The 25,964-nt window shown below is 59.3% G+C and carries 23 protein-coding genes and 3 pseudogenes; 13 read left to right on the top strand and 13 right to left on the bottom strand.

What is annotated here, in order from left to right; genetic code table 11:
* The first annotated feature begins 2,488 nt into the window (after positions 1–2,488).
* The 3 genes from AC0L30_RS37820 (at position 2,489) to bfr (ending at position 4,278) form a co-directional block, all read left to right on the top strand.
* Positions 2,489–3,283 (top strand): caspase family protein, encoded by a 795-nt coding sequence (locus tag AC0L30_RS37820; RefSeq protein WP_157158506.1) that lies wholly within the window; start codon positions 2,489–2,491, stop codon positions 3,281–3,283.
* A 129-nt stretch (positions 3,284–3,412) separates the two neighbouring features.
* A complete protein-coding gene (locus AC0L30_RS37815) occupies positions 3,413–3,676 on the top strand; it encodes a (2Fe-2S)-binding protein (RefSeq protein ID WP_028141268.1) in 264 nt (87 codons plus the stop codon).
* A 113-nt stretch (positions 3,677–3,789) separates the two neighbouring features.
* Complete coding sequence (gene bfr / locus AC0L30_RS37810) at positions 3,790–4,278, top strand: bacterioferritin (protein WP_009859347.1); 489 nt, start codon at positions 3,790–3,792, stop codon at positions 4,276–4,278.
* 233 nt (positions 4,279–4,511) lie between these two features.
* On the opposite strand, the gene AC0L30_RS37805 is transcribed toward bfr, so the two are convergent.
* Positions 4,512–4,754: a UvrD-helicase domain-containing protein gene (locus tag AC0L30_RS37805; protein WP_354202046.1), complete on the bottom strand. Its 243-nt coding sequence runs from the start codon at positions 4,752–4,754 to the stop codon at positions 4,512–4,514.
* Between the two features lie 959 nt (positions 4,755–5,713).
* On the opposite strand from AC0L30_RS37805, the gene AC0L30_RS37800 reads away from it, so the two are divergent.
* The 3 genes from AC0L30_RS37800 (at position 5,714) to AC0L30_RS37790 (ending at position 9,089) form a co-directional block, all read left to right on the top strand.
* On the top strand, positions 5,714–6,775 hold the full coding sequence (locus AC0L30_RS37800; protein WP_354202017.1) for an ATP-binding protein: 1,062 nt from the start codon (positions 5,714–5,716) through the stop codon (positions 6,773–6,775).
* Positions 6,776–6,803: 28 nt separating this feature from the next.
* Positions 6,804–8,747, top strand: coding sequence for a Na+/H+ antiporter NhaA (nhaA, locus tag AC0L30_RS37795; protein WP_354202018.1), 1,944 nt, complete (start codon positions 6,804–6,806; stop codon positions 8,745–8,747).
* Positions 8,748–8,855: 108 nt separating this feature from the next.
* Positions 8,856–9,089, top strand: coding sequence for a DUF6894 family protein (locus AC0L30_RS37790; protein WP_009859344.1), 234 nt, complete (start codon positions 8,856–8,858; stop codon positions 9,087–9,089).
* A gap of 1,050 nt (positions 9,090–10,139) precedes the next feature.
* Here AC0L30_RS37790 and AC0L30_RS37785 read toward each other — a convergent pair.
* The 5 genes from AC0L30_RS37785 to AC0L30_RS37765 form a co-directional block, all read right to left on the bottom strand.
* Complete coding sequence (locus tag AC0L30_RS37785; RefSeq protein WP_354202019.1) at positions 10,140–10,799, bottom strand: LysR family transcriptional regulator; 660 nt, start codon at positions 10,797–10,799, stop codon at positions 10,140–10,142.
* A 336-nt stretch (positions 10,800–11,135) separates the two neighbouring features.
* A complete protein-coding gene (locus AC0L30_RS37780; RefSeq protein WP_473406399.1) occupies positions 11,136–11,630 on the bottom strand; it encodes a hypothetical protein in 495 nt (164 codons plus the stop codon).
* A gap of 89 nt (positions 11,631–11,719) precedes the next feature.
* Positions 11,720–12,502, bottom strand: a complete 783-nt coding sequence (locus AC0L30_RS37775; RefSeq protein WP_354202021.1) for an alpha/beta fold hydrolase — start codon at positions 12,500–12,502, stop codon at positions 11,720–11,722.
* A 57-nt stretch (positions 12,503–12,559) separates the two neighbouring features.
* Positions 12,560–13,144 carry a nuclear transport factor 2 family protein gene (locus AC0L30_RS37770; protein WP_473406398.1) on the bottom strand — a complete coding sequence of 195 codons (585 nt, stop codon included), beginning with the start codon at positions 13,142–13,144 and terminating at the stop codon, positions 12,560–12,562.
* A gap of 102 nt (positions 13,145–13,246) precedes the next feature.
* On the bottom strand, positions 13,247–13,840 hold the full coding sequence (locus AC0L30_RS37765; RefSeq protein WP_354202023.1) for an HD domain-containing protein: 594 nt from the start codon (positions 13,838–13,840) through the stop codon (positions 13,247–13,249).
* Between the two features lie 265 nt (positions 13,841–14,105).
* On the opposite strand from AC0L30_RS37765, the pseudogene AC0L30_RS37760 reads away from it, so the two are divergent.
* Positions 14,106–14,282, top strand: a pseudogene (locus AC0L30_RS37760) (TetR family transcriptional regulator); the annotation flags it as partial.
* Between the two features lie 27 nt (positions 14,283–14,309).
* Positions 14,310–14,723, top strand: a complete 414-nt coding sequence (locus AC0L30_RS37755; protein WP_354202051.1) for a hypothetical protein — start codon at positions 14,310–14,312, stop codon at positions 14,721–14,723.
* 25 nt (positions 14,724–14,748) lie between these two features.
* On the opposite strand, the gene AC0L30_RS37750 is transcribed toward AC0L30_RS37755, so the two are convergent.
* The 5 genes from AC0L30_RS37750 to AC0L30_RS37730 all read right to left on the bottom strand — a co-directional run bounded on the left by AC0L30_RS37750 (position 14,749) and on the right by AC0L30_RS37730 (position 18,304).
* Entirely contained in the window at positions 14,749–15,615 is an 867-nt protein-coding gene (locus AC0L30_RS37750; RefSeq protein WP_354202024.1) for an NmrA/HSCARG family protein, read from the bottom strand.
* Between the two features lie 94 nt (positions 15,616–15,709).
* Positions 15,710–16,018 (bottom strand): hypothetical protein, encoded by a 309-nt coding sequence (locus AC0L30_RS37745; protein ID WP_354202025.1) that lies wholly within the window; start codon positions 16,016–16,018, stop codon positions 15,710–15,712.
* Between the two features lie 70 nt (positions 16,019–16,088).
* Positions 16,089–16,967 carry an SDR family oxidoreductase gene (locus AC0L30_RS37740; RefSeq protein ID WP_354202026.1) on the bottom strand — a complete coding sequence of 293 codons (879 nt, stop codon included), beginning with the start codon at positions 16,965–16,967 and terminating at the stop codon, positions 16,089–16,091.
* 43 nt (positions 16,968–17,010) lie between these two features.
* The gene (locus tag AC0L30_RS37735; protein WP_354202027.1) at positions 17,011–17,880 is read right to left on the bottom strand and encodes a haloalkane dehalogenase; all 870 of its coding nucleotides are present in this window, start codon (positions 17,878–17,880) and stop codon (positions 17,011–17,013) included.
* Positions 17,881–17,932: 52 nt separating this feature from the next.
* On the bottom strand, positions 17,933–18,304 hold the full coding sequence (locus tag AC0L30_RS37730) for a VOC family protein (RefSeq protein ID WP_354202028.1): 372 nt from the start codon (positions 18,302–18,304) through the stop codon (positions 17,933–17,935).
* 151 nt (positions 18,305–18,455) lie between these two features.
* Here AC0L30_RS37730 and AC0L30_RS37725 point away from each other — a divergent pair, with 151 nt between their 5' ends.
* Positions 18,456–19,001 carry a TetR/AcrR family transcriptional regulator gene (locus AC0L30_RS37725; protein ID WP_354202029.1) on the top strand — a complete coding sequence of 182 codons (546 nt, stop codon included), beginning with the start codon at positions 18,456–18,458 and terminating at the stop codon, positions 18,999–19,001.
* Between the two features lie 676 nt (positions 19,002–19,677).
* Here the strand turns inward: AC0L30_RS37725 and AC0L30_RS37720 are convergent.
* Entirely contained in the window at positions 19,678–19,842 is a 165-nt protein-coding gene (locus AC0L30_RS37720; RefSeq protein WP_354202030.1) for a hypothetical protein, read from the bottom strand.
* Positions 19,843–21,043: 1,201 nt separating this feature from the next.
* Between AC0L30_RS37720 and AC0L30_RS37715 the strand changes: the two genes are divergently transcribed.
* From AC0L30_RS37715 to AC0L30_RS37700, 4 genes and pseudogenes are all read left to right on the top strand, one after another.
* Positions 21,044–22,309, top strand: coding sequence for a DUF3095 domain-containing protein (locus tag AC0L30_RS37715; protein ID WP_354202031.1), 1,266 nt, complete (start codon positions 21,044–21,046; stop codon positions 22,307–22,309).
* A 39-nt stretch (positions 22,310–22,348) separates the two neighbouring features.
* On the top strand, positions 22,349–23,101 hold the full coding sequence (locus AC0L30_RS37710) for a gluconate 2-dehydrogenase subunit 3 family protein (protein ID WP_009859342.1): 753 nt from the start codon (positions 22,349–22,351) through the stop codon (positions 23,099–23,101).
* Between the two features lie 24 nt (positions 23,102–23,125).
* Entirely contained in the window at positions 23,126–24,892 is a 1,767-nt protein-coding gene (locus tag AC0L30_RS37705) for a GMC family oxidoreductase (RefSeq protein WP_473406397.1), read from the top strand.
* A gap of 152 nt (positions 24,893–25,044) precedes the next feature.
* Positions 25,045–25,248 (top strand): annotated as a pseudogene (locus AC0L30_RS37700) ((2Fe-2S)-binding protein); the annotation flags it as partial.
* 533 nt (positions 25,249–25,781) lie between these two features.
* Here the strand turns inward: AC0L30_RS37700 and AC0L30_RS37695 are convergent.
* Positions 25,782–25,964, bottom strand: a pseudogene (locus AC0L30_RS37695) (IS3 family transposase); the annotation flags it as partial.

The following is a 25,964-nucleotide window of genomic DNA, read 5'->3' as shown; positions in this document are numbered from 1 at the left end:
TCGAAGACTAGGACGCGTCGCACCGCGGCGCTCATGTTTGTTGATCATGCAGTCCATAACGGCAGGTCATCGGCCGAGCGCCGATCGGGCACTGATGTCGCAGTCAAAGACTTCGTGCTCAGCTGCTCGCCGCGCTGACCGGGGTGGAACCGGCGGCTCTGAACGCCCCCATCTCGCCTTCCAGTCAAAGATGCAGTACCTGACCGGATCAGCGCTTGCTCGAGCTCGCGGAAGCGGGCGTGATGTGCTGCGGGCACTTTAAGCCGTAGCAAGACCCCGTGATCAACCTTCGCTGTTGCCAAGTTACGCGACGCGCCGCGCCAGATCGGCGTCGTGTTTCAACTCTCTCAATTCCGCGAGCGCTTTAGATCTCGAGACGCCGGCGTTGGGCTAGTCCATCAGCATGACGGCGGCACTGTCGTTGGCCCCGCCATTGCCGATCCTGTACTGCGCGTCAGCCCTTTGCATCCGTTACTGTTGTTCAGGCATGCCGGCACGTGATATGGACCGCGGCGGCGCTCGCCTCGGTCACCGCTTTGATGGCTCTGGCACCGGGCTCAGAAATGATCCTTCAGAGCATCACGGGGCGAATTGACCCCCGCGCTCGCTGCGCGGGGCGGTGCGCATACGTCGCACGAAACCGCGCAGCCTTTCCTAAACCCGCGGTGAGACCGGGGGACATGCCCGAGAACAAACGCGACAAACTTCTCGGCCGGTACTTCGCAGGACGCAAAGAGCCTAACCCGACCTCAGCCGGGATTGAAGCAGACGCCGTCGCCGCCGGCGACCGCTCGCGCAAACTCATGGCATCGTTTCGATAGCTGGAGGTGATTGGACGGTCGACGACCCGCTGCATATCTTCAATGTAGCACACCACGGAGTACGGCGGATGCCGACCTACAGGAACACCGCCGAAGCGGTCTCGAAGTTGACTCCGAGCAGTATCGCGAGACGCAGACTGATGGGACCGAGCGTTCCCTTCTCCAACGAATACTGGGACAACAGGAAGTCTGGTCTCTACATCGCCGTTTCTAGCGAGCCGCTATTCGCATGCTTCGACAAGCTCGACAGCGAAACAGGATGACCGAGTTTCATGGAAACATCGTGCGCCCGCCAAAGCCTGAAGTGCACTTCACGCCTTCGAAGTCGTCTCCTCAATATACCCAAAGCTTGAAGGACTACCGCGTGCGTACGAAACAGCAACGGCCCGTCCGAAAGCCGCAACGCTGACACGGCGCGGTCAATCTAACGGAGGTCGACGTGACGTTTTTCTATAAAGCTGTTGAAACACCGGGGGACCCCCTCAAACTCATGAGCCACAAAACCTTAGCGGTGGCCTCGGAAAACTTCGATCTAAAGCGCGTGCGCCTTGGCGAACTCTTGGAGGCTGTTGACCACCCGATCCTTGAGCGCGCGGAGGACCAGCTCAGCCATTTCTCGGCGGGCACACGGAGGTCCTTCCACATCGAGCCTCGAACTCGTCGGCTCCGCATTCCAGAAGGGCATCTGGAAGTCACTGCTAGTGCTTCACTTCGCCAAGACACGCTGATACGCGATGATCGCAAGTGCCGTTGGCGATCCAAAGGCGGTCCGCGTCGTAGGCGCGGCAAACGGCAAGAAGTCGCATCGAAGTCAGCATGCTCGGCGGTTCAGTCATACATAGCGCCGCTTCGCCAATGCGTGGTGAGTATCAAAAGCAGATGCAGCAAGCTCCTCGAGACCGCCTGTGAACCCTTTCGGACCGAACGTCATTATATGCGTGAGCCTGGCCCTAAATGGCTGGGTACGCATCGCGTGGTAGCTGAGAAGCGATCTCCACGCCAGCGTCCCAATGGCTTTGATCCGAGACCGTACCGGTTCCGGGCGAATGCCCGCCACTACTGGACCGATCGAGACAAACTCTTGCTAACTAGATAGGAGAACTATCATGACAAAACGTTCGCTTATGATCACAGCCACAAGCTGTTTCATTGCATTTGCACCGGCAGCATATGGGCGCTCGGCCTACGACGGCTCTTGGGACCTCGTCTTCGTGACGCAAAGGGGAACCTGCGATTCCAGTTACAGCTTTACTGTCGATGTGACTAACGGAATTGTCACGCATCCCAATCTCGTAAAATTTCGAGGTTACGTCGCAAGGTCCGGCGCGGTTCGCGCTTCGGTAACGGTCCAAGACAAAGTTGCCGCCGGTGCGGGCAAATTGTTCGCAACGTCCGGTCGGGGGACCTGGAGCGGCCACTCAGGAATGGCACGATGCTCGGGCTACTGGACCGCGCGCCGCAATTGAAGGACGCGACGGCGGGCACGCGACGGGGTGCGAGTGCGCGAATGCTGTTAACGCCAAGTCTTACGCAAAGGAGCATTTCCTCGGTGAACTGGAGACCGTAATGAAATGACAGTTCCCAGAATACTAGCCGGCATCGCAGTCCTGCTCGGCTTGTTCTCAACCGGCCTCGACAGGACAATGCGGTTGGAGACGCCTCGGTCTATGAGCGCGCGCATTGGGTCGGGTGAATCTGCCCCCGTCGGTACTAATCGGCTAGCTCTAGTGATTGGCAATTCAACCTATCCCGATGCCGACTCTCCTCTTTCTCAAATGACACGCGATGCGGAAGGTTTGACAAATGCTCTTCGCAACGACGGTTTTCTGGTCGACGCCGTTGACAATGCGACGCGTCCCGACATTACCCGCGCAATTGATCGTCTAACGGCAAAAGTACATTTTAACTCAATTGTGCTAGTGTATTTCGGAGGTTACGGTGTCCAATCTGACGGACAGAATTATCTGATTCCGGTCGATGCGAAGATCTGGACTGAAGAAGATGTCCGCCGACAAGGCGTAAGTATTGACCGCCTCCTTTCGCAACTCAAGTCTTCCGGAGCACGCGTACGGCTCGTAGTGATTGAGGCCTCGCGGCGCAATCCCTACGAGCGACGCTTCAGGAATTACTCACACGGACTTGCGCCTATTCAAACGAGTGAAAACGCGCTCATCCTGAGCTCAGCGGCGCCTGGCCAAGTCGTCGAAGACGTGGACGAACTGCATAGCCAGCTGATGACCGCTCTTCTTGAGCGCATCGGGTCTTCGAAAGGAATCGAGGAGGTCTTCAACAACACGCGAAACGCCGTGGTGGCTGCTACCCAGGGCCAACAGATTCCAGCTGTGTCGTCTACGCTGACCGAGAACATTAACCTTTCGCCGATACGCAACGGCGCGCTGCCGTGTGCTCTGTCGGCTCCGCAGCTGGCCGCCGCCGCGAGTCATCAAACAGAGTTCTGCTGAGATCTAAGGATCAAGGGCTCACTTTCCCTGGAGTGCGCCATTCACTCATCTCCGCGTTGTTTGGGACCTTCAACGCGCTCCGACGCCGTCCCGTATCGACGCCGCATCACCGGAGGTCTCTTGCGCTTCATGATCGTCTGCTCCTGCAATGTCCTCAGCGACCACGATGTTCGCCACGCCGTCAACACGGCCGACGACGCGCCGCGCAATGCCAAGCAGATCTATGACTGCCTTGGTTGTAGCGCTGAATGCGGCCGCTGCGCCCGCACCATCAAGACGATCATCAACGAGGCATACAGGGAATGTGCGCTAGCCTGTCAGGCCGGCTGCCCGCATAGCCAGATCATGGATGACGCCGGGGATGAGCCCAAAGTCGCGCCCGCAGCGCCCTGACTTCGGTGGATTTGCCGCTCGGTTCGCGCCTGGAATGCCTGCTTGCTTGTTTTTTGCCAGAAGCATTCTAAACTCCTAGGGTCCAAGACCCGCCTCAACTGTTGGAGTTCACCATGCAGGGCGACCCCAAAGTCATCGAGTATCTGAACAAGGGATTGCGTCACGAGCTCACTGCCATCAACCAGTACTGGCTGCACTACCGGCTGCTGGCCAATTGGGGCCTCTCGGAGATGGCCAAGGTCTGGCGCAAGGAATCAATCGAGGAGATGCAGCACGCCGATCGCATCACCGACCGTGTGATATTCCTAGAGGGCTTTCCCAACATGCAGATACTCGATCCCTTGCGGATCGGCCAGAACGTCAACGAAATCATCGAGTGCGATCTCGCCGCCGAGATGAGCGCGCGTGCGCTGTACCAAGAGGCGGCGACGCATTGCCATTCCGTGAAGGATTATGTCACCCGCGACTTGTTCGAGAACCTGATGACGGACGAGGAACACCACATCGATTTCCTCGAGACGCAGCTTGATTTGATCAACCGGATCGGGATCGAGCTTTACACCCAGAATCATGTCGGTGAGCTCAAGAGCGAAGAGCACTGAAATTTACGTCGATAGTCCCTTCTGCCAGTCCTAAGTTCGCGTTCTGCGCCTGCTTTGCCTCCGCGTAGGCTGCGAGCGGTTGCTTCAGCTCACTGGTCCTACTGGCGGAGCAAGGAGAGAACCGGTCCAGGGCCCCCTCCGTGACGTTTCCGCGTTCACGGAACGTGAGTACATGGCGAGGCAAGTGCCATTGGCACTCAGTGGTGGAAAATCGCTGCTCAGCCGGACCAAGTTCATCGGGTCGGCCGAGTCTTTCGGTCATAGATGGTGAAGGCGGGATCGAACCGTATCCGCTCGGCAAATTTTCGCAAAAGACAGGGGATGGCGTGGAAAGTTCCGGCTAGCGCTACGCTCAAGAGCGATGGATTGCTTCCCGAGCTAACCGACAAGACGTGGACTTGGTCGGCCATCTCTGTAGCCGCTTGTCGCGAGAAGGTCATTGGAAGTCTTCGGCCCGGATCCGCGCCGTTGACAATAAGGTGCGCGACACGACGAGCTAGCGTGTTGGCTTTGCTCCACGGCGCTGCTCGGGATTGAGTTCAGCAAGATTTGTTCCGGCTGTCGGCAGGCTCGGCTCCTTCAGAGAGTATTGGAGGCCTACGCTAGAGGAAAACGCTCCGCCAGCCTTAACGCTCTGCGAAGGCGTGATCTGCGTCCGATGGCAACGAACCGCGGTGTGCCACCGGTGCGGTAGTGGGCCATAGTGGTGGTAAGAACTCCCCGCGACGAATGGCCCTCGTGGGCGACGGGTCCGGGGCCGTAGCGCTACTGGTCGAAGGGCAACTTGTCGCGCGCATTGACGTAGGCCCCTCGATGCAGTCTGGACTGCGGCGTTTCCGAGGTCCTCATTTGCGGGGATCGTGAGCCAACCCCTGGAGAATTGGAGATCGGTGCGAGTGGTAGCCACCGCACCAACACTGAAAGAAGAGAGAAGCCTGTGGCGCGCGGCGAGTTCCTCGTGAGAGGCGAACGTTCCCTTCCCCGAGCTTCGATCCAGTAGGGCTCGAGTTCAAGGGCAGGCTGTCCTGCGATACTTGCTCATGGCTATACTCCCAATTCTAATTGCGGCGGGTGTACGGCGGCGCTTCGGCCTCACGACCGCGCTCGCGGCACCAATGTCATTGCCATGGAATGGACCGGTAAAGCTATGATCGTCTCGATAACCGCTTTAGGCTTATCCAGATAGGCACGTGGAACACCTTTTCGGTGGCCGAGAGTTTCTGGTCGGGCGAGGCGGTGCAGAGGGCAACGCTGCGCGCCCGCGGTGGCGCCAAGCGTCTCTCTCGATCCGATAACGGTCGGCTATCGACTCCATGGCAAGAGGTGATTTTCCTTTTGGCCGACATGGACTCAATCTTCGACCCATGGTCGCCGGCCCTCGGGTAAGAGCCGAAATCGGCCTTCCGTTGAACAGTCGCAAGCCAAGAGGTCCGACATGCAGATCAAAGAGACAACCGGCGTTTCATTCCCCGGCGCGGTCGAAAGCCCGCCGCTGGAGGATGTCGTCGTGCTCAGGGACCGCGCCGGGCTTGCGCTTGGAGTGCAGCGTGCGAGCAACGCAAGCGTGCGGGGCGCACGCGATGATGGTAGCGGCCTCATCGCGTCCAGGTACGTTGAGATCCCGCTCGTCGGGTCCGACGGCAAGGTCTCGGGAATTTTGTGCCGCACCAGTCCGCGGCCCGACACCGGAGGGGCGGTCGCGGCTGGCGAGCGGGCAGGGGTGAGGGCAGCGGACCTGAAGCAGTTCCTCCACGACATCAATAACCTTCTCGCCGTTATCGGGAGCGGACTGCAGCTGCTGGAGTGCCAGAGCGAAGCCGCGCACCGAAAGGCCACCGCCGACAAAATGCAGGAGGCGATCACGAGAGGCGCGTTGCTTTCCCGGCAGCTCCTCGACGCTGCGCGACCGCGCCCCAAGTCGACCGATGAGTTCGTCTCAGGCAGTCGCCTCACAGCAATAGCGGGCACGCTTGACCGGGCGTTGCGTCCGGATATCACAGTCCGCACCGAGATTGCCTCTGATTTATGGAACTTCAACGCTGATCCGGAAGAACTGTACTTTGCGCTACTCAATCTCTGTCGAAACTCGGCCGATGCCATGCCGGACCGCGGCGTGATCACCGTCGCGGCGCGGAACGTCGAACCTTCCTCCGGTGCGGCCGCGGCATTCGTTGAGATCATCGTCGCCGACGACGGGGAGGGCATGCCTGAGGAGGTCCTTTCGCAGGCATTCACCCCGTATTTCTCCACAAAACCCATGGACAGCGGCACCGGTCTCTGGCTCCCCCAGGTCCAGCGCTTCGCCGAAGGCCGCGGCGGCGCGATCAGTATAGAGAGCAAGCAGGGTTTAGGCACCTTGGTGCGCCTCTTCCTCCCGCGCGTACACGCGGCTGGGCTCCCCAGCAGCATCGTCGGCACGAAAATAACCTACGCGCCGTCACCTGACGGCGGTGTATTCCACGTCATCAAACCGGCGACAGCTGCGCCGACGTCGTAGCCGGCGCGAACACCCGACCGGTTCAGTGATGCAGCTCATGATCCCCCCGGGCCGTCTCGACCGTCCGGTCGACCAAGAGACAGACCACGTGCTCGGCGCCGTGGATGCTGAGATCTCGCTCGTCGAGTACGGCAGCTACGCCTGCCCGCACTGCAGGGCTGCCAACGAGCGCATCGCGCAAGCACGCGACCAACTTGGCAACCGCGTCTGCTATGCCTTCCGCCACAAGCCGCTCGCGGACAACAGCATTTCCTTTCGGGCCGCCGAGCTCGCTGAGCATGCTCAGACGCCCGAGGCGTTCTGGTCCGCGCACATCAAGCTGATGACGAGGTCGATGCAGCTCACAGAGGACGACCTCGTCGCGGTGGCCGCGGACCTCGGTGTGAGCGCCGATTTCGCGCTTGGCAACAGCGACGCCTTACGGCGCGCGAGGGCGAGGGTGGAGGCGGACGTCGCAAGCGCACGCGCAAGCGGGGTGAGAATCACGCCGACTTTCTACATCAACCGCCGACGCTATGACGGACCCTGGGACGAGAGCTCTCTCGTCGACGCGATGCTTGGCACGCTTGGCCACCGCGTCCGTACGGCAGCCCTGGAGTTCGCGAGCTGGGGCCCGTCCGCCGGTATTTTGCTAGTCCTCGCGACCTTGACGGCCGTCGTCATGACGAACTCGCCGATCCGGCCGGCATTCGAGGCGCTCTGGCGCCAGGAGTTGGGCGTGAGCTTGGGTGAGGCGGCCTTTCAGATGCCCATCCTCCGTTGGGTCAACGACGGCCTGCTGACGGTGTTCTTCCTCGTCGTGGGATTGGAAGTGAAGCGTGAGATGACAGTTGGCCACCTCGCAAGCCGCCGCTCCGCGGCGCTTCCGATCGCCGCCGCGCTCGGCGGGATGGTCGTGCCGGCGCTTCTCTATGCGCTGGTCATCCCTGCGGGGCCGTGGTCGCACGGGTGGGGCATTCCGATGGCGACCGACACTGCGTTCGCGATTGCCTTGATCGCCGTGATGGGCGCCCGCGTTCCTGTTGGGCTGCGGATCTTCCTTACCGCGGCGGCCATCGTCGACGACATCGGTGCGATCGTCGTCGTCGCCGTGTTCTACTCCGGCGATATCCAACTGGGCTACTTGGCCGCGGCCGCGGCCGTGGTCGTCGCGCTGGCGCTGCTGAGCCGGTCGAAAGTCTACCTTCTCTCGCCTTATGCTCTCTTAGGCGTCGCGTTGTGGGCGTTCGTCTACGCGGGCGGCCTCCACGCGACGGTGGCTGGCGTGGTACTGGCGCTATTCGTTCCGACGCGCCCGCCTGCCAACCTGGCTGCCCTGATCACGCAGGCCAGCACGATCATTGCCTCCGAGGCCCAGCACGAGGGCGAGGTTCTCAGGCACGGCCCCTCCACCCCGGCGCTGCACGCGCTCGAAGCGATCTACGACCGACTTGAATCGCCCGCCGACCGGCTGCTGCGACACGCCGGCGCGCGGTCGAGCTACGCAGTGCTCCCGATCTTCGCACTGGCGAATGCGGGTGTGGCAATCAACCCCGGCGTCTTCGTTGGGCATAACTGGCTCATGGCCGCGATCATTGCGGGCCTCACCATAGGAAAGCCGGTCGGCATCTTCCTCGCGGCCGCTGCGGCCGTGCGCGCTGACATAGCCGTGAAGCCGGCGGAGTACACGTGGCGGCAGTTGGCCGGGGCGGGATCCCTGGCTGGGATCGGCTTCACGATGTCGCTGTTCATCGCCGGGCAAGCGTTTCCAAGCGCCACTGACTTCTCAGCCGCCAAGATTGCCGTGTTCGCTGCGTCAATTCTTTCCGCCGTCGTTGGGATTGCCCTGCTCTGGGGAGCTCCGCGCCAAGAGCTTATCGAAGAGGCGCTGCAGAGCACCGGCATGCAAGTGTCGAAATCCGCGGGTGCTTATGCGGAATCGCGGATATTTTTGGATGATTCTAGCCATGAAAATGAGAGTCGCAGTCGCTGACGGCCAAATCCGCGAGACATCATCGATTCCGTCAGTCGTATCCCGCCGTCGAGGACACCAACGCGCTGAGGTATCGCAGCGAACCGTCACATTTGAAGGAGGTTGACCATGACCCAGGTTTATTTTCACTGTTCGAACACGAAGACGGTTTTCGTCGATCGCCGCGGCGCTGTGGTGGACGATCTTGCTGAGGCACGCGATCACGCAACCCGTGTCGTCCAATCCTTAACCCGCGAGCGAAGTCTCGAGGATTGGCGTGACTGGGTCCTGCATGTCAGCGACGACAGCGGCGATGAGCTCTTCGTAGTGCCCTTCACCTCCGTGCTCGGCAAGCCGAATTGAGGGCGCATATATCAGACGGCTGGAGGCCCGCGACTCGTCAGCCTCGTCGGGGTCGGGTCAACAAAGTGCACACCTTACCTGCCGCCTCCGTCAGGCCCGGCGGGAACGGCGCCGGATCGGGTGGGAAACGCAGCGGTTGAGACCGGCATCGCGAGCTTGTCAAGTTGCTACCGAACTATGTGACTTCTCGGACGTCTTGGACAATAATTGATCATCGAGCGCGTGCGGCGTGCCGAAGTGGAAAACAAGACATAGCCGCACAAAACATCGGCCCCAAGACGGCGGGAGGCCCTCGAGTGGCCGAGGCTGATGTGTTAGAGGCTCGCTACTCGGGACAGCGACCTCTCATCAGTGAACCGCATCTGCGATCTCGCGGGGAATAGCGCAACTCGTCGCTATGACAGCCGACACGCACACTGTGCGGGCGGCGATCCTGAAAAATGCAGGAAAGCGCACGAACTCCGGTCGCCGAGCACGGCATTTAGGGTGCACGCGCTTAGGATAAGCTGGAGCAACCTCCAATTTATCCAACAGCCATGAAACCGAAGACACTGAGCTTTTCAATGCCGATACTGCTCATCGCAGGCTAGAATTAGACCAACGTATGATCAGACCATTCCGATTGCGGAATGCGATCCTCCCTCAGCACGATAACGCGATACAAGCGTGCCATGGCCTAAGAAATCGTTCTGAGATAGCAGTGAGTCCAACGGCTCCGTGCCGAGAGTCGCAACGGAACCGGACCCGCGAGCCGGCAGTTGCAAGAAGAGGTCGGCGGCGTAGCGCCCGTCGGCCTTTTCTCGGCTCGCTTCCGATCACTGAAGGGTCCCAATTATGGATAGCTCGGATAGCAACGACCGGTAAGAAGAGGCTCTCCTGAATCACAAACACTGAATGGCGCCGGTTCCGGGAGGTCGCAATGCAACAGATCTATCTCACGATTACTGTTAGCAGTCTCACGTTGCTGGTCGGCGTGTATTTGCTCGCCGTCGTGCTTCTGTGAAACGGTTGAATCGAGATTGCCGTTCGCGCATCACATCTGGTGGACCATCACATCTTGAAGCCGACAGGTCTCGGAACCAGTAGGGTCGAGCTGGAAAGTCCATCGCATGTAGGTGCTATCGTTCGCATGAGGAGCGTAGCGCGGCCAGACGGAAGTGGATAAACGTCCCTCCCGGAATGACACCCGAGCTTGCCGGCGAGTTCATGCAGCGGCTCAACGCAGGGGTGACGCTTCGAAGGATCACGCTCGCCAGGTATAAAGGCGGCATCCAGTCGGCCGTTGAGCACGGCGCTGGCATTCACCTGAGAGGTCGCCTCATCCAGCTTTATCTCAATCCCCGGAAATCTGCTGTGGTACGCTCCATGCAAATCGGCCAGGAAGCCACTCGCCAACGAAGCCATCAGCCCAATCCGCAGCCCTCCGAAATGACCTCGTCGGGCGAGCGTAAGTCCGTTGACGGCCTCTCTGAGATGTTCCGCTCCGACTGCGGCCTCCCGCAGGAAGCGTTCCCCGGCAAGTGTCGTGCGCGCACCAGATCGGCTCCGCTCGAACAGTTGAACCCCAATGCGTCGCTCTAGCAGTTGAATCCGACGACTTACAGTGGACTGTCGAATATTAAGAATGTCTGCCGTGCGCCTAACGCTTCCATGCTCGGCAACAAGGATTGCATATCTGAGGTAGCGCAGATCAAGGGATAGATCTGGCACCGTCGTCGCTTTCTGAAGGGCTTTCGATCGGCGAAGAGTTCATCGTCAATCTCGCGTGGGCGGTGTGGCTCCATGATCGCACCGCGGACACAAAAAGAGCTGCAAAGCACGTTTTGCGGATGACTCCGCAGATGTTGCGCCGCAAAACTCGACTGGCTGCTGATGGTGGAGGACGATGCTTGCACCCCTTGATCCCGCCGAGGAGCAGGATTTCGGAGCAAGCGTCATCGTTCGTCGGTGTATTTCTTTTATCCACCCGGCGAATGTTAGCATCTGCGGATAGACGACTGCCCTGATCTTTGCCTCGCGGATAAGATCAAGCACGGATCGTGACGGTCATCTCATCTGCCACGACTTAGCTTTGAACAAAACCAAGAATATAAGAAGGTGAGTGACGAGTACGACGGGAGCGTAGAAAATATAGATAAACCAAAAGGTGCCCAAGTCGTAGCTCGGTAAGTTTATTTGCAGAAGACCTCGTACTCCGTTCACTAGGTCTACGAATCCCCAAATGTTGGTTACCCACACGAGAGGAATAGCGACACGCCAATTGGTACGCAGGAGAAAGATGCAGGCGAGCGCGAGCCCTGCTTCCAGGAGGTCGCCGTAGCCGGCGCCGGAAAGAAAGGCGGATGGCAGTTTTGAATCGACCATGCCCGGAACGAGCAGTGTCATGCCCACGTATCGCGGCACATGCGCAAAGAGCAGGATGGTTAAAGCAGATTTAAGGGGAAGCTTGGTTAGTGCGGGCCAAACATACCAAACCGCTATGACAGTCAAGACGAATACACTTGCGGTAAGCTGCATCCAGAAAATCGAAACGTTATTCATCGGTCATCTCTCTCAATGGTCTACTGGCCGCACATCCGCGGCACTCCTGAATCCAGGTACGAACTAGAACTCCGGCGCTGGCAGCGCCGCTAAACAGGCTGTCGTTGTGTCGTGGTGGAGCGCGCAGCCTGCCCGATCGCATCGACCACGACGTCCGGATAAGTGAGGGGGACGGCGTGCGAGGAGTTCACCTCGATGACGGTGGAGTGGGCGCGATCGGCTTGGAGTTTATATTCTTCCACAGGAAACACCGCATCCTGCAGAGGCCTGATTTGCCAGCTCGGCTTGCTCGTCCATGCCGCAGACGTCAGCCGCTCGGAGATGGCGGCCAAGTCGATTGGGCGCTGGGTGGCCATCATCAAGGCGAGTTCGCCTTCAGGCACGTCGGCGGCAAGGAGGGCGCGGAACTTGTCGGATCGGACAAGGGAATATGCGCCGCTCGTTCCGTCCGGCAGGGTATATCCGGTTACGTTGACGGATGAGGCGAAGTCGAAGCCGGGAAACCGTTCGAGGCAATCCTTGAGGCACTCTCCGACCGCGGGCATGGGGGCGGCTGCGTAGACAAGGCCTATAACCTTTGGGTGGTCCCCAGCCTGAGTAATGGCGGCCCCGCCATAGGCGTGGGAAACGAGAATAACGGGGCCCTCGATCCCGTCGAGGACGCTCCGCAGGTAGGCGACGTCGATGCGCAGACTTCGTAGCGGGTTGGCAAAGGCGACGACGGGGTAGCCGTCGCGTTGGAGCCGAGGAATCACCAGATGCCAGATTGACGCATCTTCGAGGCCGCCGTGCACAAGCACGATCGTTGGCTTGGATGCTCCGCCACTTCCCGAGGCCGCCAACTCATCTTCGATTTGTGTTTGAGCGCCCATGTCACGTCGTCCTCTGTCGAATTAATATGCTGCGGTCGCCGGCTGCGTCGGCCTTTGTCAGATGCTCCGCACCCGCTTCATCGTGCGGGAAAGCCCGCACCACCTTCTCAATGCCGGATCTGTTTCAGCCTGATAGCGTCGTGCTTCAGCGTCCGATTGCGGCGAAGACGCCATAGGCAACGTCGTTGCGGTCGCGGCCTGCCGGCGCAACGATCTTCTTCCGCCGGATATGAACTCGTGACCATCGTCGATCGTGCCATCGTTCGCACAACGCTCGGCGTAGGACTTTCCGAAGAACCCGGCGACCTTGTCGAAGTCGCCCTCAAGCAGATGATAGGCGTAGTAATAGGACTCCGCGGCCGCGACATCGCCGTTCAAGGCAATATGCGTGTGGGTCACGTGGTGCATCGTCGATGCGAATGTATAGCGGGAAAAGGCAATCACTTTGTCGGCGAAATCGCGAGCCGTACCTTCGAACCAGGCATGCTCTGTTCGGGCGTCTTCGTGATAGAGCGACTTGAGAAATTCAATGTCCAGCCGGTCAATCGCACGAGCATACGAGGTCAGTAAGTCCTCGATCGCGAAACGATCGAGGATTGAGCTGATCGCGGCATCGGTGTTCTGGATGGGTTCTTGCGACATTGAATCACTTTCTGAAAAGGACGGAGATTTATGCTGGTGCCACCGTTGAGCGAAATCCGAGCGCTAGTCTTGCTCGGCTTCGTTGTTGACGCCGGTTGATCGCTAGCTCGCGAGTACGCTCTCGATCGGATGCGTCCCGTTGCTGTCGAATGCGCCCATTTGCACGAGGAGCGCGGTCCTGCTGTCTTCCAGATGTGGCTTGGTAAGAAACGGTCCGAACGTCTCAAATAAGCCGGTGCGCGGTGCGCGTTCCACCGTTGCGGCCGGCGTCGTAAGCTCGATCCGGCGAACGTAGGTGCCGAAGATATCGCAAGTTGTGCCAACCGCGACGAGCGTGCTTTCCGAAGGGTAGGGCACGACCAAATTCATGTGCGTCGAGATTGCATCACCGACGCGAACCGCCGACTCGCCGTGGCCTTTGCCGGAAAGTGTCTCGCAGGTTAGGCGGCCGCCACTGTGCTCGAAGCAGCATGCCGCCACAGGCCCGGCGACACCCTCGTTGATGCCCACGTCGTGGCAGATCGCCGCTGCGTAGAACACTTCGCGATCGAACTTAATGCCGTCAAACGCCGCAACCTGCGCTCCGAAATAGTATGTCCGAAGGCAATGCGCCCAGAGCACGTCGGGGTAGACACTACGGGCGAACTCGTCTGCGTCGCGCACAAGCTTCGTATCGGTCGGAGTCAGGGTATCCAACTCGATCTTCCCAGGGCGAAGGAGCCCAAGCCGATAACGGGCCTCGTCAAACACCATCTCAGCCCGCAGAGAAGCGAGGTTCCGCGCAAGGGCAATTTTCTCGTCCGCACTCAACCGACCGCCGGTCCTATTACCCCAGGCCAGTGCCCCCATTAGTGATGCCGTCATTATCAATCCTCACTTCTGAGCACGAACTTGATTTTCCTGCGATACCGCACGATAATGCGTCCGTCAATCATTTCTTGCGGATTCGAAGGAAAATAAGTTGAAGGATTCCCGTACCCGCGGCCGACCCCTGAGCTTCGATAGAGGAGCTGCGCTAGACCGGGTACTTCCGGTTTTCTGGCGCAAGGGATTCGACGGCGCCTCCCTCGATGAGCTTGCGGCTGCGGCGGGCCTCAATCGCCCGAACCTCGCTGCCGCGTTCGGTGATAAGCGCGGGCTATACCTAGCCACGCTCGAGAGATTCATGAGTAAATTCGTGGACGAGGCTGGTCGAATTCTGGATCAGCCTGGTAGTTTGCGGAACTGCCTCGATCAATTCTTCGACTTCGCAGCAATCATCTACACTCGTGATGAACTCGGCTGCTTCGTTTTCGGTACCGCTCCGGCCGCGAGTGGCGATGACTTAGAGATCCAAACCGCACTGGCGAGCGCATTGGAAACAGCTCGATCCATATTGCAGCGAAAACTCTCGAATGCCGCCGGGATCGATCTGTCTCCCGGTGCGGACGCGGAAGGCTTGGCGATAGCATTGACCGGAGTCCTCTTAACGCTGGCGTTGTATGCCCGGGCAGGCTTCACCCCCGAAAATCTGTCCAAGATGCATCGACAGGCGACCGGTACGATTCTGACAGGGTGGACGTCGAAGAACCTTCAATAGGAGCCACGACGACGTCGATCTCTGGTCAGTGTTCGTCGCTATATTTCTTTACCCACCCGGCAAATGTCAGCATCTGCGGATTTTCTTTCCGTACCTCTGCAATGTTCGCTTTGAAGCCCTTTTCGCGGATCCAGGTGAACATGTCCAAGAACTCCTTCGGCATCGCCCTCTTGGCCAGGAAGGCGGGAATCGGAGCCACCCAGGGCTTCTTTCCGGTGACGGTCTTGAAGGTCCTGACGATATCGTTGATGCTCAACTGATCCCCGGCGAGCGGGATGACGCGTCCGGCGTAGCTTTCCGGATCTTCGAGAGCGCGCGCAGCAAACCAACCGATGTCGTAGGTCGCCACGAACTGGATCGGGAGTGATGGGCCAAAGTTCGCTCTGAAAATACCGAGGAACATGCCGCGCGGAATCGCCGCGGCGCCAAACGCATCCATGAAACCGACCGGACGTAGGATCGTCGCCGGCAGACCTAACTCATGAATGTGTTGCTCGATCGCCCATTTGCTCTCGTAGTGGGCAAGGCCGCTGTTCCGCTCGGCCCCCTCCGCAGATGAGTAGACGAGATGAGGGCTGCCCGACTCCTTGACCGCATCGGCAAACCTCTTGCCGTGCAGCTCCTCCGCCTCGGTGCCACCTTTTTCCGTCCATTGCTGCACCGAAAACGCAGCGGAGACGCCTGCCAACGCCTTCCTAAGCGATGCCACGTCGTCGAAGTCACCCTTGACCAGCTCCACGCCACGCGCGGCCAGGCTCTTGGCCTTCGGCGATTCAAGGTTTCGCGTCAGAACCCTGACGCGAACCTTTTTCGCCGCCAACAAATGCGTGACGGTCGCACCGCCCTGGCTGCCGGTCCCGCCAGTAACAAGCACCACTTTTTCATTAGACATAGGTTTCATTCTTTCTAGCTTGTTCTAAGGAGGGCGCGTCGGACACTGCGACAACCTCGGATTAAAAGGCTGAAGACCGTGACCGGCCGGCGATCTACCTGAACGATTCTCCACTTGTCGCGATGAGCGACATGCCGACTTGGTCTGGCTTTGCGACAGGGCCGCTCGCCAACAATTCCGATTGGAACTTCTTGAACGATGGCAGGCCGGTGATGACTGCGGACGGATCGTCTTGAGAGGTCACCAGATGAAGAAAGGTCTGCCCATCCTCCTCAAGGAACACGCGATAGGAAAGGCCAGGCACTGCAGCCGCCGTCAGCGCTGCGATGAACTCATCAAGGTTCTGCCTGTTCTGCGCGACGTATTCCGGCTTCACCGTGTATTGATGGCGTGTGATTCTCATTTGGTTGTCCTCAATTTAAGCTTGGGTGGCGAGCGAGACGCAGACCTGCACGGCCTGCGTCTCTTCCTGATTAGTTGGAAGCCTCGCTCCACAGCTTGGCGCTCACCACCGCGAAGTCGTGGTAGGAGCGCGGGTTGCGGCCAAGACGCTCGCGCAGGTGCTCAAGTCCAGCGGCGCTCGAGACCGGGCCGTCCTCCTGAAAATGCTTCATCATGTATTTGAAGTCATAGGCCATCCAGTTGGGCGCGAAGGCCCGCAAGCTCTGGACCCACCGGTCAATATCGTCGCCGATGTATTTGATCGGGCGGCCAAGCGCCTCGCTCCAGAGTTTCGCGCCGCTTTCCCCGGTGAGGACGTCTTCAGCGACGACCTCGTAGATTTCCGGGCCGAGCGGTTCGTCGGAGGCGAGCCGGCGTTGGATTTCGAGCGCCGCGACCTCGGCGATGTCGCGGATGTCGGTGAAAGAGACACCCTTCTGTCCGATCGGGAACGGGAACATGCCGTGACCAAGCGCGTCCTTGACGCCCGGGCTCTGCATGTATGCGTTCGGCCGCAAAATGGTCACCGGCATATTGTGTTTGGTGATCAAGCGCTCAGCGGCAAACTTCGATGCGAAGTGAGGGACGTCTTCAGTTTCATCGACCCGAAACACCGACAGGTAAGCGACTGCCTTTATCTTCGCCTCGCGAATAAGATTAAGCGCGGAAATCGTAACGTTCAGCTCGTCCGGCACGACCGGACTGAGGAGGAAAACGGCTTCGACGCCGTCCATCGCGGCGCGCAGCGCGTCCACATCGAGCAGCTCACCCTTGAACGGCGTGACACCTGGCGCAAACGTCGCCTTTTCCGGATCGCGCGTGAACGCTCGAACGTCGAATCCCGCAGCGACAAGTTGCTCGACAACAACCGAACCGACGTTGCCCGTGGCGCCCGTAACTAAAACGGTCATGATTTTCCAATGTTGTTATGAATTAGCCGGCCTGGCCGTGCGCCTAGCGGCGTGTTTCGATGACGAACTGCCGAAGGGCTGCACCGATCTCGGCGGACGAATCCTCCTGCAGGAAGTGCCGGCCCTTCACGGTGACTTCGCGCTGGTTTTTCCAGGTCCGGCAGAACTGTTGGTTCGCGCTACCCTCCGAGATAACCGCCCCGGGGTCGCCGGTGATGAACAGCTTCGGCATCTCACTCTGGCTGAGCCATTCAGAGTAGGCCCGGACGATCGCAGTCACGTCCGCAGGCTCGCCGTCGACGGAGGCCTGTCGCGGCCAAATCAACGTCGGCAGCCGTGCTTCGCGCTGGGCGTAAGGAGCGCGATAGACGGCCATCTCCTCCTCGCTGAGGGTCCGGATGATCGCCCCCGGCAGCATTTTTTCGACGAAGAAATTCTCGTCCAGAACGAGGTGCTCGCCTTCGCTCGATCGAATTGCGCGGAACCCGCCGGCCGATGCGCCGAAATCGTCCCAGCTGAACGGTCGGACAACAGCTTCCATGTAAGCGATCGCCGCGATCTGATCTGGATGGCGGTAGGCGCGGTGAAAGCCAAGCGCCGAGCCCCAGTCGTGGACGACCAGGATGGCCCTGCTCAGGTTCATGGCGTCGAACCAGGCGTCGAGATAGCGGGCATGATCGACGAAGCAGTAGGAATAGGTGGGCGACTTGCCCGATTGCCCCATGCCGATCAGGTCGGGCGCAAGACACCGCCCGATGTCGCTGACGTGCGGAATGACGTTCCGCCAGAGGTACGAGGACGTCGGATTGCCGTGCAGGAAGACGATGGGATCGCCTTCGCCTACATCGACATAGCTCATGTCGGTGTCGAGGACGGCGACGCGCTTTCTAGGATGTGGATCGGAGGCGGTCATGTTTTGCCTCTGTGAAAAGGTTTCGGTGATCTTCAAGGGAAGCGGGCGGGCGTCACGGATGGGCGTAGATATTGACGAGGTTTCCGTCCGGATCGCGAAAGACGATAGCGCGGGCGCCCCAAGGCATGAGCTTCGGCGACATCACCCAATCGCTCACGATGTCCTGCAACCGTTCGTATTCAGCATCGATGTCGGGGACTTCGAAATCGAGGATCACCGAACGATTGGCCCCTGCCTCCGCGACGCCCGCGCCGTATGCCTCCGTCGACGCCTGCTCCACGATGGCCAGTCCGTCGCAGGGCTCGTTATGGAACTGAACGTAGCCACTGCTCAGTATCTCGGCCTTCGCTTGGCTGACGCTCTCGTAGAAGCGCGTCAGCTTCGCTACATCATTGGTAACCAGTCGGACTTGCTTGAGAGTCATGGTAGGATCACCTTGGATGGGTGTGCATTATGTTTGAAGCTACGCTACAGTATCGTAGCTAGATATGAGGAGTCAAGGTGTGTCTACAAAGTCCCGCAGCGAGGGGGAGCCAGTCAAAGGACCGGGGCCGCTACGGCGATCCAAGGAAGCCGTGAAGCTGGCGAGCCTGGCCGCCGCCTACGAATTGCTCACAGAGTTCGGGCTGAGCGGCGTCAGCGTCGACGAGGTGTCACGGCGATCGGGCGTCGCTAAGACCACGATCTACCGGCACTGGCCATCGCGCACAGGCCTTCTCTTCGATGCCGTCATGCAATTCGCCCCTCGGCTACCGACGCCCAACACCGGCAGCTTTCGAGGCGATCTGACCGCGCTGACACTGGGGTTCGCTGAACGCTTGCAGACAGGCCGGTGGTCGTCCGCGATGCCCTCGATCATTGACGCCGCCGAGCGCGACAAGGAAGTCGCCGAGTTCCAGTCGCGCACTCATGCTGGTATGATGTCGGGGTTCGGCGCGATTGCTGCGCGGGCGCAAGCGCGCGGTGAATTAGGCCCGAATTTTGATGCATCCGATCTTACGGCGGCTATCGCGGGGCCACTGTTCTATCGCCGGTGGTTTTCGCGGCAAGAGCTTGATGACGCTTTCGTTCGCGGCGTCGTCGAAAGGGCCCTTGGCTGGGATTCCAGCCGTCACGGCTAGATCCAGCTTGAACCTTGGCCTGTAAATGGCCGACCAACCCGGGCAGAGACCGCCTCGTAGCCTTTCGCGCGCAGGACAGTCTCACGCCGCCGGATGCGGCGCGGCTTATCTACGAAGGCGACAGCGGGTCGAAGCTGATGATTATCGCTCAATGCGGGTATCTGCCGCCACTCGAGAGATCATCCACATAGCCGTGGCGCAGCACCTGCACTTCACCCTACCGTCGCCGATAAGCAACGCCGTCAACCCCGCCTGGCGTTAGCTCACGTCCCGCGCGCAGCTTCTGCAACGCATCTCGCTCCGGGCTGGTCGGCAGATGGCTCGCCCCGGGTGGCATCTATTTTTAGCCTTTAACGCTCGCCGCATCAGCGTCCGAATAGCTTGATGTCGGCTCCTATACACCGGGCCCTTCTTTTTGCGGTAGGCATTCTTAGCCGACGATCAGCCACGTCACCCCGGCGATCGTGCCGTAAAAGCCCGTGAGTGCAATAAGCACGAAAGCTCGCTCGATCTTGTCCATTGAATTTCCCCCGCAAGAAAGCCAATCGGAAAAGACGAAGGTTACTCCCGCTCAGGGTCAATTCAAGCGCTGTTGTCAAGTTGCGGCAGCCTCGGGACTGGGGATAACGGGAAACTTCCACGCCATCTTGGTCGCACCTCGGCCTGGACAGCCACCCTAGCCTTGATCCATTTCACGTTCGTGACTCAGCTTTGCGAGCGTCGCGCGGAAGTTGGCGAGATCGCAGAGCAGCTGGTCGCGCTCGGGATTCTGCGGAAGCGCGAGGGCTTTCGTTTCCGCGTCTTCGGCTTGCTTTTTTAGTTCGTCTAGCACCTGACTCATTTTTCTGCCTTCAGCCCGATCTCCACCAGGCCCGCGAATTGCCTCTGGCCGAGAGTGAGGTTCTGCTAGGCTAGTCTCTTTTGGATTCCGTTTCTCGGTCCGCCGGGCCAGTATTCCGATTTGTTCGAAATCCAGTTCATGGCATCCGCTTCCGTCGCGAAGTCGGCAATGTGGGAAACGGGACCAACACCAGTTTTCACAGCCACAAACCAACGTCCGGTTTTTGTTTATTGGGGAGCAAAGGAGGGGAACGACTTTGGGCGCTGCATGACTTGCCCGGTTTAAGCGAGTGCCGACTTCCGCGCGATCGGTGCACCAATCGACGTTATTACTTTCGTACGGTGCTCCGTCAGTTCGGCAATAAGCCTATCCTTCAATGGCCCTGCCGCATCCTCTTCATCTGCTTCGGACGGCGGCGCGCGTTGGCACGCGCGACCTCGATTGGGCCAAGGGCGGCAAGTCTCTACAGATGCAGCTGGTGGCATTCCTCGCTCGGGCATCACGCGGCGCGGCGGCAATAACGATCGTCTATCGACTCTATGGCGAGAGGTGATTTCCCTCTCCGGCGTTGCAAGGTCATTCTCGTCGGGTGGTGGATAGTCATCTTCAAAGCGAACAGGAGCTACCGTGACTATTCAAGTCCGCGGCCTCGCGATTGCTGTTCCTATCGCGGTGGCTGCAACGGCCGAATCGTCTGCTGCTCCGATCAATTGCACGTCGATCAAGGCGGCGGTACTAGCCGCGACGACGGACGTGCGCTATCGGGTGCGGCGAGGTTATCCTACTGATAAATCGTACCGGGGCTATCCAACCTATGATTACTTCCATCCCGGTGAGGCCAAAGCTTGGCCGTGTGCGGCTCCCTCGAGCTGCCGCTAGCCAACATGTATTTGAGACATCATAGCGTTCCTCGATCATTCGCACGTCGTTCTTGGAGCAAGCTGAAACGAGTTCAGCGCGAGCGTATGTCTTCTGCCTTATCCTTGCGCATTTCATCGAGCTCAGTGCTGGTTATTCACCGAATGCGGGATGTTCAGTTGGCCGAGTGGTCCAAAGAGGATATCGCAACAAAGAATCAACGGAAGCTCATCACTGACGGTGACGACGTGGTAGCTAACGGTGAAACAGGCTTATTGGTAAGCTCACGCGCGCATCCCGGTCCTGTTGCGACGGTTTGGGATAACGACAAAGGAGCGAGCAAATGACGCTCCAAGACAGCTTGACGGGCAAATCAGCTCATGAACGCGCCTTCTCAAGCACGAATACGGGAAGCGCGAGTACAGAGCATTTCTACGCCAATCTGGAGCCGTTCGATAACTTCTCACAAATAACGCATTTCGACCGCTATCTCCCCTTACCGCGCGATTGGTTCATCGGAATTGCCGATGTCGTCCAATCGACGACGGCGATCAAGATCGGCCGATACAAAGCCGTCAACACGGTGGGCGCTGCGGTGCTGGTCGCCATAACCAACGCGTTACCTGAACTCTGCTTTCCCTATGTTTTCGGCGGCGACGGAGCGACCGTAGCGATCCCCGGCAAGTATCTTGACGAAGTGAAGTATGCATTGGCGCGAACTGCGGCATGGGCAGACGATACTCTCGATCTTGTACTTCGAGTCGCGATCGTTCCGGTTTCTGCAATCCGCGCAGCCGGTCACGATGTTCGTGTCGCGCGATATGCCGCGTCCGAGAACGTCTCGTACGCCATGTTCACCGGCGGCGGCATGGCGTGGGCGGAAGGACAACTCAAGAAGGGAGAATTCAAAGTACGCCGCGCACCGTTGAATGCCAAGCCCGATTTATCAGGGCTCTACTGCGGATTCGGGCCAATCCCTACCGAGCAGGGCACCATCCTCTCTATCATCGCCATTCCGGTCGAAGAGCAAAGGTCGTACGCGGCTTTGGTGGCGGATGTTTTGGCCTTGATCGAATTTTCCTCGCGTCGATCGGGCCATCCGTTGCCGGAGGGCGGTCCGTTGCCCGCCTGGCTCGGAGGCAAAATCCAGAGATTGCTTGATAAGCACTCCTCACACGCGCACCTTCTGACGGCCATCGCAGATGCACTACGAGCCATCAAGACGCGATTCGTTCTTTCGGCAGGTATTCGCATGGGCCAGTTCAAACCCCTCAAATATCGACGAGAGATTTCGAACAATACGGATTTCAGAAAGTTCGACGATGGCCTGAAAATGACGGTGGACTGTTCGCCGGAAATCGCAGACGCTATCGAGGCTCGACTGGTTTCGGCCCAGCTCTCTGGCGTTTGTGTTGCGGGCACACATCGTCAGACGAGCGCGCATCTCACCTGTTACGTGCCTTCAAACATCCGGTCAGATCACGTCCACTTCGTTGATGGGGCCGACGGAGGTTACGCCGCGGCAGCGGCCAAACTCAAAGCAGGCAAGACCGCTGTCATGGCAGGCATGGCAGCAGCGCGAGCAGTTGATACTCCGGCGGCACCTTGACACTTGCGGGCCGTCACAACTTGAAGGGCGAGGTCAGCCATGACCATCAAACGTCGCGAATTCGTTGTTGGAGCGGGCGTCATTGGCGTCGTCGGCGTAACTGGCGGATCAGTCGCCCCACAACCCGCATCGGCAGAGCATGCGATGCAGATGGGCGCGAAGCAGACTGCTCATGCATCCTCACCCGCACAGACGGCAACTTCCGCACCACCCGAGAAGCGCGCTTACACGTTCCTCAATCCCGATGAGGCCACCTGGGTCGAGGCGGCGGTCAATCATATGATTCCGGCCGATGACTTGACGGCCAGCGGCGTCGATTTGGGCATTGCCTATTTCATCGATCAGCAATTGGCAGGCGGTTTCGGGCAAGGCGGTAAAATGTTTATGCAAGGTCCATGGCATCCTGGGGTGCCCCAACAAGGATGGCAGGTTCGCCTCTCTCCTGCGGAAGCTTATCGCGCCGCCATCCCGGCGATCAACGCATACTGCACCAAGACCTACGGCAAGGACTTTTCATCGATCACGGAAAGTCAGCGCGATGAGATCTTAAATGATCTCGGCACAGGCAAAGCGGATTCGGGACCGCTTCCTGCTGGCCTCTTCCTTGATCTGCTTTATCAGAACGTGATGGAAGGCTTTTTCAGCGATCCCGCTTACGGCGGCAATCGCGATAAGGCTGCGTGGAAGATGATCGGCTATAGCGGGGCGACCGGGAACTTCGTCGACCTGATCGAGACGACTTACAACAAGCCTTACACCGAACCAAGCCAAAGCATCGCTGACTTGAGCTGATTTTCAGGTCGAAGGAGAATTCCGATGGCGACGAAGTTGAAACCCGTCGACGCAGTCATTGTTGGTTTTGGCTGGACCGGGGCTGTGCTGGCCAGGGAACTCACAAAAGCGGGACTCAACGTGCTGGCGCTTGAGCGCGGCGGGATGCGCGACACTATCCCGAACTTTGCCGCGCCGATGATACATGACGAATTGCGTTTCGCCATTCGTCATGACCTAATGCAGGACGCCTCCCGCGAGACTCTCACCTTTCGCAACAACGTCGACCAGACGGCGCTGCCGATCAGGCGCTGGGGATCGTTCTTGCCGGGAAATGGTGTGGGCGGCGCAGGCGTCCACTGGAACGGCCAGCACTATCGGTTCGCGCCCAGCGAGTTCAGGATCCGCAGCCACTATGGCGAACGATACGGCAAGACGTTCATTCCTAAAGAAATGACGATACAAGATTGGCCAGTTACGTACGACGAACTTGAGCCCTACTACGACCGCTTCGAATATCTCTGCGGCACCGCCGGGAAGGCCGGCAACATCAACGGCGTGATCCAGGAGGGCGGGAATCCTTTCGAAGGGTCCCGTGCGCGCGAATATCCGAACCCGGCGATGAAGCGCAGCTTTCAAATGAAGATGTTCGAGGATGCTACGCGGGAAATGGGGTTTCACCCCTATGTTCAGCCATCCTCCGACGTTACGCAGGCCTACACGAACCCTGAGGGTGTGGACATGGGCTCCTGCGTGTACTGTGGGTTCTGCGAGCGCTTCGGTTGCGAAATGTCAGCGAAGGCAAGCCCGCAATCGACGCTTCTGCCACTTCTGCTGAAAGAGCCTAGATTTGAATTACGCACGCTTTCTCATGTCACTAAGGTCAATCTTGACTCCGGCCGCAAAAAGGCAACCGGCGTTACCTATATCGACTCGCAAGGTCGGGAGTTCGAACAGTCCGCCGATATGGTACTGCTCTGCGCATTTGGTCTGCATAACGCACGGCTGATGATGCTCTCGGGAATCGGTCGCATCTACGATCCTAAGACCGGTAAGGGTAGTGTTGGGCGCAACTATGCCTACCAGATGTCCAGCAGCGTCACCGCGCACTTCAACGATAAAGTCTTCAATCCGTTCATGGGCGCCGGTGCGTGCGCCATGATCATAGATGATTTCAACTACGACAACTTCGATCATGGGCCGCTCGGCTTCGTGGGTGGTTCTTACATCTGTGTCGAGAGCAAGGGGCAACGGCCGATCGATTTCCGCAACCTGCCACCAGGCGAGCCTCGCTGGGGCAAAGGCTGGAAGCAATCGGTTGCCCACTGGTATAACCGAACTTTCGTGATCGCGTCTTTCGGCAGCGTCACAGCCCAGCGCAGCAACTATCTTGACCTCGACCCGAACTATAAGGACGGCTTCGGCAATCCCCTGCTGCGGATGACGTTCGACTTCAGCAAAAACGATCTGGACATGTCGAAGTACTGCACCGATCGTGCAGCCGACATTGCCAAGCACATGAACCCGGACAAAATGGGCATCAACTATCGCAAGGCCCCTTATTCGATCGTCCCTTACCAGACGACGCACACGACAGGCGGCACCATTATGGGAGCCGATCCGACAACCAGCGCTGTCAACCGCTATCTGCAAAGCTGGGATGTTCCCAACGTGTTTGTTTTGGGCGCCGGCGCCTTTCCGCAAAACCCGTCGCACAATCCGACGGGCACTGTCGGAGCTCTGGCCTATTGGGCGGCCGATGCAATCACAACGAAGTATCTGAAATCGCCGGGGCGCCTGGTCCCGAGCTGAGCACGTCGGACCCGCGCCGATGGCGCCAGCCATCGAGTAGAACGCGACCCCATGGAGCACGATCTGAGGTTATTCCGGAGCGGCCGATGTACGCCAACGTTGGGGCCCTTACGGCGCCTTACCGTCACACGCGATAATATCACTGGTGCAGAATGGCATATGTTCTCACGGTAAACGGCAAGCCGCATACGATGGACGCTGACGGCGACACCCCACTGCTGTGGGTGCTTCGCGACATGCTCCAAATGACTGGCACCAAGTTCGGATGCGGTATGGCTATGGCGCTGTGCGGCGCGTGCACGGTGCATCTCGAGGGCGCGGCGACAAGAGCCTGTATCACTCCGATTGACAGCGTCCGGTCGCCGAGTGATCACCGCGGAGGTTATTGCGGTCCGGGCATGTCCGTATCCGCGATGCGGAACGGTTTCCCAACGTGCCCAAACCTGATATCAGCGCCGCGAGAACGATCTGCTTGCCTTCGTGGCGGATCGTAGAGCTCCTGGTGATCGCGCGCCGCTTCCGCTGCAACGTCGTCCTGCGCGGTGGTCAGCTCTTCACCGAAACTTTCGAAGGCAACTGGCTCCATAGGCGTGGCGCGCGGGGAGGCCGGACTTCATCGTCTATCGCCTCGTTTGGCGCTCGGCCGGCTGATGCTGCCCGGATAGCAAAGACACACTCACGCGCGTAGTTCGCCACCCGGCCCAGCTACCGGTTGACCTACTCACGATTATCGACATTGATCTTTGGTCTCCGCGGCGCAATCACCCATGCGCAGCAGCATCTGCAACCTGGAAAGCGCCGGTCGTTAGGCCTTTGCGGGGCGAGAGGGCCCCACCGGCCAAGCCCGGTTTGAACCGCCCCGGGTTTGCCGGAGGCCATTTGGTTTAAGTTATGCCGCCATGGCCGGTTGTTCCAGCATGGCGTAGTAGCGTTGTTCGGCTTCGGCCGGCGGGATGTTGCCGATGGGCTCCAGGAGCCGTCGGTTGTTGAACCAATCCACCCATTCCAGGGTCGCGAACTCGACGGCCTCGAAGCTGCGCCATGGCCCGCGCCGATGGATCACCTCGGCCTT

It is taken from the genome of Bradyrhizobium sp. MI1.11, assembly GCF_055811255.1.
Note: the sequence above shows the minus strand (reverse complement) of the source record. Positions and strands in the feature narration are given on the sequence as shown.

Bases quoted from the DNA above. Each gene is read 5' to 3' on its own strand.
- AC0L30_RS37820 (WP_157158506.1), top strand. From the start codon at position 2,489: ATGAGCGCGCGCATTGGGTCGGGTGAATCTGCCCCCGTCGGTACTAAT.
- AC0L30_RS37815 (WP_028141268.1), top strand. From the start codon at position 3,413: ATGATCGTCTGCTCCTGCAATGTCCTCAGCGACCACGATGTTCGCCAC.
- bfr (WP_009859347.1), top strand. From the start codon at position 3,790: ATGCAGGGCGACCCCAAAGTCATCGAGTATCTGAACAAGGGATTGCGT.
- AC0L30_RS37800 (WP_354202017.1), top strand. From the start codon at position 5,714: ATGCAGATCAAAGAGACAACCGGCGTTTCATTCCCCGGCGCGGTCGAA.
- nhaA (WP_354202018.1), top strand. From the start codon at position 6,804: ATGCAGCTCATGATCCCCCCGGGCCGTCTCGACCGTCCGGTCGACCAA.
- AC0L30_RS37790 (WP_009859344.1), top strand. From the start codon at position 8,856: ATGACCCAGGTTTATTTTCACTGTTCGAACACGAAGACGGTTTTCGTC.
- AC0L30_RS37780 (WP_473406399.1), bottom strand. From the start codon at position 11,630: ATGAATAACGTTTCGATTTTCTGGATGCAGCTTACCGCAAGTGTATTC.
- AC0L30_RS37775 (WP_354202021.1), bottom strand. From the start codon at position 12,502: ATGGGCGCTCAAACACAAATCGAAGATGAGTTGGCGGCCTCGGGAAGT.
- AC0L30_RS37770 (WP_473406398.1), bottom strand. From the start codon at position 13,144: ATGTCGCAAGAACCCATCCAGAACACCGATGCCGCGATCAGCTCAATC.
- AC0L30_RS37755 (WP_354202051.1), top strand. From the start codon at position 14,310: ATGAGTAAATTCGTGGACGAGGCTGGTCGAATTCTGGATCAGCCTGGT.
- AC0L30_RS37750 (WP_354202024.1), bottom strand. From the start codon at position 15,615: ATGTCTAATGAAAAAGTGGTGCTTGTTACTGGCGGGACCGGCAGCCAG.
- AC0L30_RS37745 (WP_354202025.1), bottom strand. From the start codon at position 16,018: ATGAGAATCACACGCCATCAATACACGGTGAAGCCGGAATACGTCGCG.
- AC0L30_RS37740 (WP_354202026.1), bottom strand. From the start codon at position 16,967: ATGACCGTTTTAGTTACGGGCGCCACGGGCAACGTCGGTTCGGTTGTT.
- AC0L30_RS37735 (WP_354202027.1), bottom strand. From the start codon at position 17,880: ATGACCGCCTCCGATCCACATCCTAGAAAGCGCGTCGCCGTCCTCGAC.
- AC0L30_RS37730 (WP_354202028.1), bottom strand. From the start codon at position 18,304: ATGACTCTCAAGCAAGTCCGACTGGTTACCAATGATGTAGCGAAGCTG.
- AC0L30_RS37720 (WP_354202030.1), bottom strand. From the start codon at position 19,842: ATGAGTCAGGTGCTAGACGAACTAAAAAAGCAAGCCGAAGACGCGGAA.
- AC0L30_RS37715 (WP_354202031.1), top strand. From the start codon at position 21,044: ATGACGCTCCAAGACAGCTTGACGGGCAAATCAGCTCATGAACGCGCC.
- AC0L30_RS37710 (WP_009859342.1), top strand. From the start codon at position 22,349: ATGACCATCAAACGTCGCGAATTCGTTGTTGGAGCGGGCGTCATTGGC.
- AC0L30_RS37705 (WP_473406397.1), top strand. From the start codon at position 23,126: ATGGCGACGAAGTTGAAACCCGTCGACGCAGTCATTGTTGGTTTTGGC.